This is a genomic window from Burkholderia pyrrocinia, from assembly GCF_018417535.1.
Lineage (GTDB): Bacteria > Pseudomonadota > Gammaproteobacteria > Burkholderiales > Burkholderiaceae > Burkholderia > Burkholderia pyrrocinia_E.
This window is the reverse complement of record NZ_CP070977.1, coordinates 1,985,147-1,999,129: the sequence shown is the minus strand read 5'-3', so window position 1 is coordinate 1,999,129 and position 13,983 is coordinate 1,985,147. Positions and strand designations below refer to the sequence as shown.

The window sequence follows — 13,983 nt, the reverse complement described above, 5'->3', positions numbered from 1 at the left end:
CACCTCCTGCCGCGGGAATACCGGCGGCATTCCGCCCGGCCCGTCCGCGGCTGGGCGCTTTTTCGGAAGGAGAGGGGCGTGGGCGTTTCGCCGGCAACAAAAAACCCCGCAAGACTTGCGTCATGCGGGGTTCGTGCGACGAACGCGGAATTTGGTGGAGGCGGCGGGAATCGAACCCGCGTCCAGAAGCGCTCCACGACTAGTTCTACATGTTTAGTTCAGTCATTTGATTTAACCGCAGCGACGCGGACGAACACGCTGCACTACGGCGATTCGCTAGGTTTTCGACCCTGGCGTCGCGACGCCGACAGGGCTTAACTGACGTAAATGACCTCTGGCGGTATTGCTACCGGTCTTGCGACACTAGCCCGTCAGTGAACTAGGCAGAGGACGGCGGCCGTTAGGCTGCCAGTGCGAACGTATCGTCGTTTGCAGTTACGATTTTCCCATTGATTAACGAGGTGACGGGTCCTCGACATGCCCTAGCCGCTTCACAACCCCTGTCGAAACCAGGTCGCCCCCGCGGATAAGATCAATCATTATAGCCCAACATCGCGCAGCAGTTCGCGCAGTTCCTGCGTCGTATCCACGAGATGCTGGGCCCGCCAGTCGGCCGGCGCGGCGCCGTCGCCGCAGTAACCGTACGCGGCCGCGACCGTCGCCATGCCGGCAGCACTGCCCGCCTGAATGTCGCGCAGGTCGTCGCCGACGTAGACAATGCGCGCCGGCGCGAGCGTCAACTGGTCGGCCGCGTGCAGCAGCGGGGCCGGGTGCGGTTTCGGGTGCGGCGTTGTGTCGCCCCCGACGACGCAGGCGGCGCGCGGCGCAAGACCGAGCAGATCGACGAGCGGCGTCGTGAGCCGCATCGCCTTGTTCGTGACGATGCCCCAGCGCACGCCGCGCGCATCGAGTTCGTCGAGCACGTCGCCGATGCCGGGGAACAGCGTCGTATGCACGCAGATATCCGTCGCGTAGTTGCTCAGGAACTCGTCGCGCATCGCTTCGTAGCCGGGCGTGTGCGGATCGATGCCGAACGCGCCGCCGAGCAGGCCGCGCGCGCCGGCCGAGGCCAGCGGCCGCAGTGCGTCGAGCGGTGTTTCTGGCAGGCCGCGCACGCGCTGCATCTTGTTGACGGCAGCGGCCAGATCGGGCGCCGTGTCGGCAAGCGTGCCGTCCAGGTCGAACAGCACCGCATCGCAGTGCAGCAGGCGCGGTTCGTCGAGTGCGGGCCGCGCGGTCGAAAGGGGAGTCGTCATGCCGGTCGGAGGGTCACGCGCCGCGGCGGCACGCGACGAGGTAGTTGATGTCGGTGTCGTTCGACAGCGCGAAGCGCTTGCCGATCGGGTGGTACGTGATGCCCTTGATCTCCACGATGTGCAGATCCGTCGCACGCACGAAGCCGGCCAGTTCCGAAGGGCGGATGAAGCGCGCGTAGTCGTGCGTGCCCTTCGGCAGCATTTGCGCGATGTACTCGGCGCCGATCACCGCGAACAGGTAGGACTTCAGGTTCCGGTTCAACGTCGAGAAGAACACCCAGCCACCGGGCTTCACGAGCGTCGCGCACGCGGCAACGATGTCGCCGGGCGACGGCACGTGCTCGAGCATCTCCATGCACGTGACGACATCGTAAGTGCCCGGCTCACGCGCGGCGATCGCTTCGGCGGCGATCGCCTCGTAGTCGACCGCGATGCCGCTTTCGAGGCTGTGCAGATCGGCAACGCCGAGCGCTTCGGTCGACAGGTCGATCCCTTTCACCTGGGCGCCGAGTCCGGCCATCGATTCGGACAGGATGCCGCCGCCGCAGCCGATGTCGAGTACGCGCTTGCCGGCCAGATGCGCATGCGCGTCGATCCAGCCGAGCCGGACCGGGTTGAGGTCGTGCAGCGGCTTGAATTCGGCATTCGGATCCCACCACCGATGGGCGAGGTCGCTGAATTTCTGGAGTTCGTGCGGATCGGCGTTGGTCATGTCGGCAAACGGGCTACGGAAGGAGGGCGGTGCTGCGGTTCGTCAGCCCCGAGTATATAAGCGGGCGGACGACGAGGCCAGCGAGCGCCCGGACGGGCATCAATGAAAAAGCCCCGCCGGAGCGGGGCTTTGAAGCAGTCGAAAACCGCGGCTTACTGTGCCGGAACGGTCGTCTTCTGGACTTCTTGCGTACCAACCACTTCGACTTCCACGCGGCGGTCCGGTGCGAGGCAGGCGATGAGCTGCTTGCGGTTCTTCTGGTTGCAGCCAGTCGTAACCGGGTTGCGCTTGCCCTTGCCTTCCGTGTAGATCTTGTTGGCCGGCACACCCTTGCTGACCAGGTACGACTTCACGGCTTGCGCACGGCGCAGCGACAGACGGTCGTTGTACTTGTCCGAACCGATACGGTCCGTATAGCCCGTTGCGACGACCACTTCCGTGTTCATGCCCTGGATCTTCGAAGCCAGTTCGTCCAGCTTTTGCTTGCCCAGCGGCTTGAGCGTTGCCTTGTCGAAGTCGAACAGTGCGTCAGCTTGATACGTGATCTTCTGGCTCGTGATGGCCGGAGCAACGACCGGAGCGACCGGCGGCTGCGGTGCCTGGGCGACCAGTGCGCCATCGCACTTCGCGTTGGCGGTGGCCGGCGTCCAGAATGCATCGCGCCAGCAGAGCTCGTTCGTGCCGTTCATCCACACCCATTCGCCCGTGCCGTTCACCCAGTTGTCGTTGACGGCTTGACGCGACGCCGGCACCGACTGTGCCGAAGCGGATGCAGCCATAACTGCGGTAGCTGCAATGAACGCGAGCTTTGAAAGTTTATTCATATTTCTCCTCTCGAAATTGAGATTACCGCAGGTTTACTGCGAGCCTGTTGACGGTGACAAGTCATACATTGCTCGAAGTATAACATTGGTGCGGCACAAAAAACGCGGCACCGCTCTGTGTAGACTTCGAGCAGCGTCTAACTTTCAGTGCGTTGGCATTTTGCCATATCGTTCCCTTCCTACGAAAAAAAATCCTCCCCACCCTAAGATCGCCTCAACGTTTGTGGTGCATGCGCAACACCGGCCTGCCGCAACTTTTAGAGATTGTCAAGAGTGTGTCGGCGAAATTGCGCGGCTGCGTTCAACTGTTTACGCGTGCGCGTGAAACAAACCGGGCGCGATCACCGGTGACGTCGGGTCGTCTGCGATTCCGGCCGGTTCGCCGCCGCTGCAATTTTCGCTATACATATATAGAGGGGGAGGCGAATTGGCGGCTGATGGGCGCATGTTAGAATCTCGCGTTGCGTTGCGCATGCAGCGCCCACGCGAAAGGCGTTCGCCGTCTTCGCTCCGAAACGATACGGATACATGGATCAATTCGCCAAAGAGACCCTGCCCACCTCCCTAGAGGAGGAAATGCGCCGTTCGTATCTCGATTACGCGATGAGCGTGATCGTCGGACGTGCCCTCCCGGATGTCCGCGATGGCCTGAAGCCCGTGCACCGGCGCGTGTTGTTCGCGATGCACGAACTGAACAACGACTGGAACCGTGCGTACAAGAAGTCGGCGCGTATCGTCGGTGACGTGATCGGTAAGTACCACCCTCACGGCGACACCGCGGTCTACGACACGATCGTGCGGATGGCGCAGGACTTCTCGCTGCGCTACATGCTGATCGACGGGCAAGGCAACTTCGGCTCGATCGACGGCGACAACGCCGCGGCGATGCGTTACACCGAAATTCGCATGGCGAAGATCGGTCACGAGTTGCTCGCCGACATCGACAAGGAAACGGTCGATTTCGAGCCGAACTACGACGGCAACGAGATGCAGCCGTCGGTCCTGCCGTCGCGCATCCCGAACCTGCTGATCAACGGCTCGTCGGGCATCGCGGTCGGCATGGCGACCAACATCCCGCCGCACAACCTGAACGAAGTCGTCGACGCGTGCCAGCACCTGCTGAACAACCCGGCAGCGACGATCGACGAACTGATCGAGATCATCCCGGCGCCGGACTTCCCGACGGCCGGCATCATCTACGGCGTCGCCGGCGTGCGCGACGGCTACCGCACCGGGCGCGGCCGCGTCGTGATGCGCGCGGCCACGCACTTCGAGGAGATCGACCGCGGCCAGCGGATGGCGATCATCGTCGACGAGCTGCCGTACCAGGTGAACAAGCGCTCGCTGCTCGAGCGGATCGCCGAGCTCGTCAACGAGAAGAAGCTCGATGGCATCTCCGACATCCGCGACGAGTCCGACAAGAGCGGCATGCGTGTCGTGATCGAACTCAAGCGCGGTGAAGTGCCGGAAGTGGTGCTGAACAACCTGTACAAGGCGACGCAGCTCCAGGACACGTTCGGCATGAACATGGTCGCGCTCGTCGACGGCCAGCCGAAGCTGCTGAACCTGAAGGAAATCCTGCAGTGCTTCCTGTCGCATCGACGCGAAGTGCTGACGCGCCGCACGATCTACGAACTGCGCAAGGCCCGCGAGCGCGGCCACGTGCTCGAAGGTCTCGCGGTCGCGCTCGCGAACATCGACGAGTTCATCGCGATCATCAAGGCCGCGCCGACGCCGCCGATCGCGAAGCAGGAACTGATGGCGAAGCCGTGGGATTCGTCGCTCGTGCGCGAGATGCTGACGCGCGCCGAGAGCGAGAACGCGGCGGCCGGCGGCCGCTCCGCGTACCGCCCGGAAGGCCTGAACCCGGCGTTCGGCATGCAGGTCGACGGGCTGTACCGTCTGTCCGACACGCAGGCCCAGGAAATCCTGCAGATGCGTCTGCAGCGCCTGACCGGCCTCGAGCAGGACAAGATTATCGGCGAGTACCGCGAAGTGATGGCGCAGATCGCCGACCTGCTGGACATCCTCGCGCGTCCCGAGCGGATCACGACGATGATCGGCGAGGAACTGACCTCGGTGAAGGCGGAATTCGGCGACGCGCGCCGCTCGAAGATCGAGCTGAACGCGACCGAGCTGAACACCGAGGATCTGATCACGCCGCAGGACATGGTCGTCACGATGTCGCACGCGGGCTACGTGAAGTCGCAGCCGCTGTCCGAGTACCGCGCGCAGAAGCGCGGCGGTCGCGGCAAGCAGGCGACGCAGATGAAGGAAGACGACTGGATCGAGACGCTGTTCATCGCGAACACGCACGACTACATCCTGTGCTTCTCGAACCGCGGCCGCGTGTACTGGGTCAAGGTCTATGAAGTGCCGCAGGGCTCGCGCAACTCGCGCGGCCGCCCGATCGTGAACATGTTCCCGCTGCTGGATGGCGAGAAGATCAACGTCGTGCTGCCGGTCAAGGAATTCTCGGCCGACAAGTTCATCTTCATGGCGACGTCGCTCGGCACCGTGAAGAAGACGCCGCTCGAAGCGTTCAGCCGCCCGATGAAGAAGGGCATCATTGCGGTCGGCCTCGACGACGGCGACTTCCTGATCGGCGCGTCGATCACCGACGGCGCACACGACGTGATGCTGTTCTCCGACGCCGGCAAGGCCGTGCGCTTCGACGAGAACGACGTGCGTCCGATGGGGCGCGAGGCGCGCGGCGTGCGCGGCATGCAGCTGGAGGACGGGCAGCAGGTCATCGCGATGCTGGTTGCCGGCAGCGAGGAGCAGACCGTGCTCACCGCGACCGAGAACGGCTTCGGCAAGCGCACGCCGATCACCGAATACACGCGTCACGGCCGCGGCACGAAGGGTATGATCGCGATCCAGACGTCCGAGCGCAACGGCAAGGTCGTGGCTGCAACACTCGTCGACGCCGAGGATCAGATCATGCTGATCACGACGGCCGGCGTGTTGATTCGCACCCGCGTTTCCGAGGTTCGCGAGATGGGGCGTGCCACGCAAGGTGTTACACTCATCAGTCTCGATGAGGGTACCAAGCTCTCTGGCCTGCAGCAGGTCGCGGAGGCCGAAGAGGGCGATGGCGAGGCCGACGAGGCGTCGGACGGCGAAGCCTGAAGAACGGATGAGACTCTGGCCGCCGCGGGCGCGAAGCGCCGCGGCCGGCGAGCAACCATTCATATTTCCAAAAGGGAGTGATGATGCAAAAGCAATTCAAGCAACTGGTTCTGCTGGCTGCACTGGTGCCGACGTTCGCGATGGCGCAAGCGCTGTCGAATTCCGCACCGGCGCCCGCCGCGGCAGCTGCGCCGATCGACGCCGACAAGAAGGCTGCGATCAAGGATCTGCTCGACGCGATCGACGCGCCGAAGCTCGTGTCGGCAATCGGCAACAGCGCCGAAATGCAGGCCAAGCAACTCGTGCCGGCGATCCTGTCGGACGCGCTGTCGGAAAACAAGACGCTGAACGACAAGCAGAAGCAGGCTGCCGTTCCGACGCTGCAGAAGAACGCGGTGCCGAAGCTGGTCGACGGCGCGGGCAAGGTGTTCGGCACGCAGCAGTTCCAGAACGACGCGATGTCGGCTCAGTACGACGCATACGCGAAGTACTACAGCACGTCGGAGATCAAGGATCTGACGACGTTCTACAAGAGCCCGACGGGCCGCAAGTTCATCCAGGTTCAGGATCAGGTCGGTCGCGACGTGGTCAACGGCCTGATGCAGAAGTACATGCCGCAAGCGATCCAGGCGACGCGCACGCAGGCTGACAAGGAAGTCGCAGCAGTCAAGCCGGGCAAGTAAGCCGTCCGGGCACGCCCCCGGCCGTTCGGCCGGGTTTGGCGGGAGCCTGACGACAGTGCGATAATGGCCGTTTGCGCGCGAGCGCAAGCGGCCATTCCTTTTCTGGCGCGGCTCATTTGCAACTGACATGCGGCGGCAAGCCGCTGGTCGCGTCCCTCCCGAGGTTTTCACGATGCGCGTCTTTAATTTCTCCGCCGGTCCTGCGGCGATGCCCGAGGAAGTGCTGCGGCAGGCCGCCGACGAAATGCTCGACTGGCACGGCAGCGGCATGAGCGTGATGGAGATGAGCCATCGCGGCAAGGAGTTCATGTCGATTCACGAGGCCGCGCTGACCGACCTGCGCGACCTGCTCGGCGTGCCGGCAAGCCACCGGATCCTGTTCCTGCAGGGCGGCGGCATCGCGGAAAACGCGATCGTGCCGATGAACCTGCTCGGCTCGCGCAAGACCGCGGACTTCGTCGTGACGGGGTCGTGGTCGCAGAAATCGTTCGGTGAGGCGAACAAGTTCTGCACGCCGCATCTCGCCGCATCCGGCAAGACGGAAAACGGCTACACGCGTGCGCCCGCGCGCGCCGAATGGCAACTGTCGGACGATCCGGCCTACGTGCATCTGTGCACCAACGAGACGATCGATGGCGTCGAGACGTTCGAGATCCCCGATCTCGGCGACGTGCCGCTGGTCGCGGATGTCTCGTCGCACATCCTGTCGCGCCCGATGGACGTCGCGAAATACGGCGTGCTGTTCGGCGGCGCGCAGAAGAATATCGGGATGGCCGGCGTGACGGTCGTGATCGTGCGCGAGGATCTGCTCGATCGCGCGCTGTCGATCTGCCCGTCCGCATTCGAATGGAAGACCGTCGCCGCGAACAATTCGCTGTACAACACGCCGCCCACTTACGCGATCTACATCGCGGGCCTCGTGTTCCAGTGGCTGAAGCGGCAGGGTGGCCTCGAAGCGATCGAGGCCCGCAATATCGAAAAATCGAAACTGCTCTACGACACGATCGATGCGAGCAGCTTCTATCTGAACAAGGTCGAGCCGGCAGCGCGTTCGCGGATGAACGTGCCGTTTTTCCTGGCCGACGAAACGCGCAACGAAGACTTCCTTGCCGGCGCAAAGGCGCGCGGGCTGCTGCAGCTGAAGGGCCACAAGTCCGTCGGTGGCATGCGGGCGTCGATCTACAACGCGGTGCCGCTCGAGGGCGTGAAGGCGCTCGTCGAGTACATGAAGGACTTCGAGCAGCGCGGCGCCTGACGGCGGCGCTGTTCAAACAGCACGGCAAAACGCATGGACGACGAACTGAATTCCCGCCTGAAACCGCTGCGCGATCGCATCGACGCGATCGACGCGCAGCTGATTGCGCTCCTGAACCAGCGCGCCGCGGTGGCGCTGGAGGTGGGCGAGGTCAAGAAGCATTTCAACGCGCCGGTGTTCCGGCCGGAGCGCGAGCTGCAGGTGATCGCGCGCCTGCAGGACATGAGCGCGGGGCCGCTCGCGAGCGAGCACATCAGCGCAATCTGGCGCGAGATCATGGCGGCGAGCCGTGCGCTCGAGCAGACGATCCACGTCGCGTTCCTCGGGCCGGTCGGCACGTACAGCGAACAGGCGATGCTCGAGTATTTCGGCCAGTCGATCGAGGGGCTGCCGTGCCCGTCGATCGACGAGGTGTTCCGCTCGGTCGAGGCCGGTGCGTCCGCATTCGGCATCGCGCCGGTCGAGAATTCGACCGAAGGGGCCGTGTCGCGCACGCTCGACCTGCTGCTGCAGACGCAACTGCTGATCAGCGGCGAACTCGCGCTGCCCATCCACCACAACCTGCTGACGCAGAGCGGCACGCTCGACGGCGTGACGCGCGTCTGCGCGCATGCGCAGGCGCTCGCACAATGCCAGCAGTGGCTCGCGGCGAATGCGCCGCAGCTCGAGCGGCAGGCCGTGGCGAGCAACGCGGAGGCCGCGCGTCTCGCGGCGGCCGATCCGACCGTCGCGGCGATCGCGGGCGATCGCGCGGCCGCACATTACGGTTTGCAGATCGCGTTCTCGCTGATCCAGGACGATCCGCACAACCGCACGCGTTTCGTGATCATCGGCAAGCAGCCGGCCGGGCAAAGCGGTCACGACCAGACGTCGCTGATCGTGTCGGTGAAGAACGAGCCGGGCGCCGTGTTCAAGCTGCTCGAACCGCTCGCGCGGCACGGCGTGTCGATGACGCGCTTCGAGTCGCGTCCGGCACGCGTCGGCACGTGGGAGTACTACTTCTACATCGACATCGAAGGGCACCGCGATGATGCGGCGGTCGCGGCCGCGCTCGCGGAACTCGGCCAGAAGGCTGCGTTCCTGAAGATACTCGGCTCGTATCCGAGCGCACGCTGACGCGTGACGGCCAGTCGCCTGCGTGCGCAGGCGTCGTGGCCGGGCGGGCAGGGCAGGCCGGTCGGCGCTGCCGAAGGCGGGTTCGGGCGGCATCCGGTGCAGGTTGCGCCGGGTGCGGGCCCGTTGCCCGGAATCTGGAATTCCGTGTGCGGGGCGTTGTTCCGCACGCGTAACTTGGCTCTTGTCGTGTCAGGCTTTGCATTCAACAAACTGGTCATCTTCGGTGTCGGCCTGATCGGCGGATCGCTGGCCCGCGCGCTGCGCGAGCGCGCGCCGGGCGGCGCGGGCGAGATCGTCGGCGTGGGCCGTTCGCGCGCATCGGTCGAGCGTGCGCTGTCGCTCGGCGTGATCGATCGCGCGGCGGCGCTCGACGACGACGCGCAGTTGCGCGACGCGCTTGCGGGCGCCGATCTCGTGCTGCTGGCCGCACCCGTCGCGCAGACGGGCCCGTTGCTCGCGCGCATCGCGCCGTGGCTCGCCGATGCGACGATCGTCACCGATGCGGGCAGCACCAAGTCCGATGTCGTCGCGGCCGCGCGCGAAGCGCTCGGCGCGCGAATCGCGCAGTTCGTGCCGGGGCATCCGATCGCCGGCCGCGAGTCGAGCGGCGTCGAGGCCGCGTTGCCGGACCTGTACGTCGGCCGCAACGTCGTGCTGTGTCCGCTGCCGGAGAACGCACCCGAATCGGTCGCGCGGATCGATGCGATGTGGCGCGCGACCGGGGCCGACGTGCGCACGATGAGCACCGGGCAGCACGATCGCGTGTTTGCGTCGATCAGCCATCTGCCGCACGTGCTGTCGTTTGCGCTCGTCGAGCAGATCCTCGGCGAGGCGGACGCGGAGCTGAAATTCTCGTACGCGGCGGGCGGTTTCCGCGATTTCACGCGCATCGCGGCGTCCAGCCCGGAGATGTGGCGCGACGTGTGCGTCGCGAACCGCGCGGCGCTGCTCGACGAACTCGACGGCTACACGCGCGTGCTCACGCGGCTGCGCGCGGCGATCGACGCCGGCGACGGCGCGGCGCTCGAAGCCGTGTTCACGCGCTCGCGCGCCGCACGCAAAGCATGGCAGGAGCGCGGCGGCACGCCCGCTACCGAACCGGTCAAGAAATAACAGGACGATTCCCATGGACTATCTCGATCTCGGCCCGTACTCCAGCGCATCGGGCACCGTGCGCCTGCCCGGCTCGAAGAGCATCTCGAACCGCGTGCTGCTGCTCGCGGCGCTTGCCGAAGGCGAAACGACGATCACCAATCTGCTCGACTCCGACGACACGCGCGTGATGCTCGATGCGCTCGGCAAGCTTGGCGTGAGGCTCGTGCGCGACGGCGACACCTGCGTCGTCACGGGCACGCGCGGCGCGTTCACCGCGAAGACGGCCGACCTGTTCCTCGGCAACGCGGGCACGGCCGTGCGGCCGCTGACCGCCGCGCTCGCGGTGAACGGCGGCGACTATCGCGTGCACGGCGTGCCGCGCATGCACGAGCGGCCGATCGGCGATCTCGTCGACGGCCTGCGGCAGATCGGCGCGCAGATCGACTACGAGCTGAACGAAGGCTACCCGCCGCTGCGGATCAAGCCCGCGACGATCTCGGTCGATGCGCCGATCCGCGTGCGCGGCGACGTGTCGAGCCAGTTCCTCACGGCGCTGCTGATGACGCTGCCGCTCGTGAAGGCGAAGGACGGCAGGACCGTCGTCGAGGTCGACGGCGAACTGATCTCGAAGCCGTACATCGACATCACGATCCGGCTGATGGAGCGCTTCGGCGTGGTCGTCGAGCGTGACGGCTGGCAGCGTTTCGTCGTGCCGGCCGGGGTCCGCTACCGCTCTCCGGGGCGGATCATGGTCGAGGGCGACGCGTCGTCCGCGTCGTACTTCCTCGCGGCCGGCGCGCTTGGCGGCGGCCCGCTGCGCGTCGAGGGCGTGGGGCGCGCGAGCATCCAGGGCGACGTCGGTTTCGCGAACGCGCTGATGCAGATGGGCGCGAACGTGACGATGGGCGACGACTGGATCGACGTGCGGGGCATCGGCCACGACCACGGCAAGCTCGAGCCGATCGACATGGACTTCAACCTGATCCCCGATGCCGCGATGACCATCGCGGTCGCGGCGCTGTTCGCGAACGGCACGAGCACGCTGCGCAACATCGCGAGCTGGCGTGTGAAGGAGACCGACCGCATCGCCGCGATGGCGACCGAACTGCGCAAGGTTGGCGCGATCGTCGAGGAAGGTCCCGACTATCTCGTCGTCACGCCGCCGGAAAAGCTCACGCCGAACGCGGCGATCGATACGTACGACGATCACCGGATGGCGATGTGCTTCTCGCTCGTCAGCCTGGGCGGCGTGCCCGTGCGGATCAACGATCCGAAGTGCGTCGGCAAGACGTTCCCCGACTATTTCGACCGCTTCGCCGCGCTCGCCAAAGCCTGACCTGACTGTTCCGATGAAATCGACCCGACCCTTTCACCCGACTCCCGTCATCACGATCGACGGCCCGACCGCTTCCGGCAAGGGCACCGTCGCGGCGCTCGTCGCCGCGCACCTTGGCTTCCACCTGCTCGACAGCGGCGCGCTGTACCGTCTCGCGGCGCTCGCAAGCGTGCGCTACGGCATCGAGGCGGAGGACATCGAAGCGCTGGTGAATCTGATCGACGATCTGCACATCACGTTCCGCGAAGGCTGCGCGCAGCTCGATGGCGTCGACGTGTCGAACGACATCCGCGCCGAAGCGGTCGGCAACCGCGCGTCGGCCATCGCGGTGCACGGGCCCGTGCGCACCGCGCTCGTTGCGCGCCAGCGCGCGTTCCGCAAGACGCCGGGCCTCGTTGCCGACGGCCGCGACATGGGTACGGTGATCTTCCCGGACGCCGTGCTGAAGGTGTTCCTGACGGCCAGCGCCGAGGCGCGCGCGGCCAGACGGCATAAGCAATTGATGCAAAAAGGTTTTTCTGCTAATATAGATGACTTGCTCCGGGATCTTCGTGAACGTGACGCGCGCGACAGCAATCGCGCGGCCGCGCCGCTGAAGCCCGCGGCAGATGCCAGGCTGCTCGATACGTCGGCACTTTCGGTTGATGAAGCAGTCGACCAGGTGCTGCAGTGGTACCGGGCGCTCGGCCAGCCCGCCTGAGAAGGCGGGCAGCGGTAGGTGCTCCGCGTCGCAAGCGCGGAGCGTGTTTCGAACCCTTAACCCCGTGTGGTCTTCGATCTGGCCCTTTCAGCCTGCCATTCCGGCCGGCGTGGCACAGCGAGCCATGCACAATCAGATTTTTATGTCCGACCTGCAAACCTCCACCCCGAATACCGAATCCTTTGCGGCTCTGTTCGAAGAGTCGCTGACCCGCCAAGACATGCGCGCCGGCGAAGTGATTTCCGCCGAAGTCGTGCGCGTCGACCACAACTTCGTGGTCGTCAATGCAGGCCTGAAGTCCGAGGCTTACATTCCGATCGAGGAATTCCTGAACGATCAGGGCGAGGTTGAGGTGCAGTCGGGCGATTTCGTGTCCGTCGCGATCGACGCACTCGAAAACGGCTACGGCGACACGATCCTGTCGCGCGACAAGGCGAAGCGCCTTGCATCGTGGCTGTCGCTGGAAAAGGCTCTCGACAACAACGAACTCGTCACCGGCACGATCACCGGCAAGGTGAAGGGCGGCATGACCGTGATGGTCAACGGCATCCGCGCGTTCCTGCCGGGTTCGCTGGTCGACACGCGTCCCGTCAAGGACACGACCCCGTACGAAGGCAAGACGCTCGAGTTCCGCGTGATCAAGCTCGATCGCAAGCGTAACAACGTCGTGCTGTCGCGTCGTGCCGTGATCGAAGCAACCCAGGGCGAAGAGCGCGCGAAGCTGCTCGAGACGCTGAAGGAAGGCGCGATCGTCAATGGCGTGGTCAAGAACATCACCGACTACGGCGCGTTCGTCGACCTCGGCGGCATCGACGGCCTGCTGCACATCACCGACATCGCATGGCGTCGGGTGCGTCACCCGAGCGAAGTCCTGTCGGTTGGCCAGGAAGTCACCGCGAAGATCCTCAAGTTCGACCAAGAGAAGAACCGCGTCTCGCTGGGCATCAAGCAACTGGGCGACGATCCGTGGGAAGGCATCTCGCGCCGTTACCCGTCGGGCACGCGCCTGTTCGGCAAGGTCACGAACATCACCGACTACGGCGCATTCGTCGAAGTGGAATCGGGCATCGAAGGCCTCGTCCACGTGTCGGAAATGGACTGGACCAACAAGAACGTTGCTCCGTCGAAGGTTGTCCAGCTGGGCGACGAAGTCGAAGTCATGGTCCTCGAGATCGACGAAGACCGTCGTCGTATCAGCCTCGGCATGAAGCAGTGCAAGCCGAATCCGTGGGATGACTTCAGCCGCAACTTCAAGAAGGGCGACAAGATCACGGGCGCAATCAAGTCGATCACCGACTTCGGCGTGTTCATCGGTCTGCCGGGCGGCATCGACGGCCTGGTCCACCTGTCGGACCTGTCGTGGAGCGAAACCGGCGAAGAAGCCGTTCGCAAGTACAAGAAGGGCGACGAAGTCGAAGCAATCGTGCTCGGTATCGACGTCGAGAAGGAGCGTATTTCGCTCGGCATCAAGCAGCTCGAAGGCGACCCGTTCAGCAACTACGTTGCAATGAACGACAAGGGCTCGATCGTCGACGGCGTCGTGAAGACGGTCGATGCGAAGGGTGCGGTCATCACGCTGACGGGCGACGTCGAAGGCTACCTGCGCGCGTCGGAAATCTCGCAGGATCGCGTCGAAGACGCACGCAACGTGCTGAAGGAAGGCGACAAGGTCAACGCGATGGTGATCAACATCGATCGCAAGTCGCGCGGCATCAACCTGTCGATCAAGGCGAAGGATTCGGCTGAACAACAGGAAGCGATCCGTGGCCTGCAAGCTGACACCAGCTCGGCTGCGACCGGTACGACCAACCTCGGCGCGCTGCTGAAGGCGAAGCTCGACGGCCAGAACCAGTAAGCCTCACGAGGTCTGCTGA

Annotated in this window: 11 protein-coding genes and 1 other RNA gene; 8 read left to right on the top strand and 4 right to left on the bottom strand. The window is 64.9% G+C overall.

Going from position 1 to position 13,983, the window contains the following annotated elements; genetic code table 11:
• Positions 1 to 152 precede the first annotated feature (152 nt).
• The 4 genes from ssrA to ompA all read right to left on the bottom strand — a co-directional run bounded on the left by ssrA (position 153) and on the right by ompA (position 2,792).
• Positions 153 to 522: a transfer-messenger RNA gene (gene ssrA, locus JYG32_RS09305) on the bottom strand.
• A 17-nt stretch (positions 523 to 539) separates the two neighbouring features.
• On the bottom strand, positions 540 to 1,256 hold the full coding sequence (gph, locus tag JYG32_RS09300; RefSeq protein ID WP_174381232.1) for a phosphoglycolate phosphatase: 717 nt from the start codon (positions 1,254 to 1,256) through the stop codon (positions 540 to 542).
• Positions 1,257 to 1,269: 13 nt separating this feature from the next.
• Entirely contained in the window at positions 1,270 to 1,968 is a 699-nt protein-coding gene (gene ubiG, locus JYG32_RS09295) for a bifunctional 2-polyprenyl-6-hydroxyphenol methylase/3-demethylubiquinol 3-O-methyltransferase UbiG (protein WP_174381233.1), read from the bottom strand.
• A gap of 152 nt (positions 1,969 to 2,120) precedes the next feature.
• Positions 2,121 to 2,792: an outer membrane protein OmpA gene (gene ompA, locus JYG32_RS09290; RefSeq protein WP_174381234.1), complete on the bottom strand. Its 672-nt coding sequence runs from the start codon at positions 2,790 to 2,792 to the stop codon at positions 2,121 to 2,123.
• 528 nt (positions 2,793 to 3,320) lie between these two features.
• Between ompA and gyrA the strand changes: the two genes are divergently transcribed.
• The 8 genes from gyrA (at position 3,321) to rpsA (ending at position 13,964) form a co-directional block, all read left to right on the top strand.
• Complete coding sequence (gene gyrA / locus JYG32_RS09285) at positions 3,321 to 5,924, top strand: DNA gyrase subunit A (protein WP_174381235.1); 2,604 nt, start codon at positions 3,321 to 3,323, stop codon at positions 5,922 to 5,924.
• Positions 5,925 to 6,007: 83 nt separating this feature from the next.
• Complete coding sequence (locus JYG32_RS09280; protein WP_021157463.1) at positions 6,008 to 6,607, top strand: DUF2059 domain-containing protein; 600 nt, start codon at positions 6,008 to 6,010, stop codon at positions 6,605 to 6,607.
• Between the two features lie 172 nt (positions 6,608 to 6,779).
• Positions 6,780 to 7,862, top strand: coding sequence for a 3-phosphoserine/phosphohydroxythreonine transaminase (gene serC / locus JYG32_RS09275; RefSeq protein WP_174381236.1), 1,083 nt, complete (start codon positions 6,780 to 6,782; stop codon positions 7,860 to 7,862).
• 33 nt (positions 7,863 to 7,895) lie between these two features.
• Positions 7,896 to 8,978: a prephenate dehydratase gene (pheA, locus tag JYG32_RS09270; protein ID WP_174381237.1), complete on the top strand. Its 1,083-nt coding sequence runs from the start codon at positions 7,896 to 7,898 to the stop codon at positions 8,976 to 8,978.
• A gap of 186 nt (positions 8,979 to 9,164) precedes the next feature.
• Entirely contained in the window at positions 9,165 to 10,091 is a 927-nt protein-coding gene (locus tag JYG32_RS09265; protein ID WP_213263386.1) for a prephenate dehydrogenase, read from the top strand.
• A 13-nt stretch (positions 10,092 to 10,104) separates the two neighbouring features.
• Complete coding sequence (gene aroA / locus JYG32_RS09260; RefSeq protein WP_174383614.1) at positions 10,105 to 11,409, top strand: 3-phosphoshikimate 1-carboxyvinyltransferase; 1,305 nt, start codon at positions 10,105 to 10,107, stop codon at positions 11,407 to 11,409.
• Positions 11,410 to 11,422: 13 nt separating this feature from the next.
• On the top strand, positions 11,423 to 12,109 hold the full coding sequence (gene cmk / locus JYG32_RS09255) for a (d)CMP kinase (protein WP_213263385.1): 687 nt from the start codon (positions 11,423 to 11,425) through the stop codon (positions 12,107 to 12,109).
• Between the two features lie 142 nt (positions 12,110 to 12,251).
• Complete coding sequence (rpsA, locus tag JYG32_RS09250; protein ID WP_174383612.1) at positions 12,252 to 13,964, top strand: 30S ribosomal protein S1; 1,713 nt, start codon at positions 12,252 to 12,254, stop codon at positions 13,962 to 13,964.
• The last annotated feature ends 19 nt before the right edge of the window (positions 13,965 to 13,983 follow it).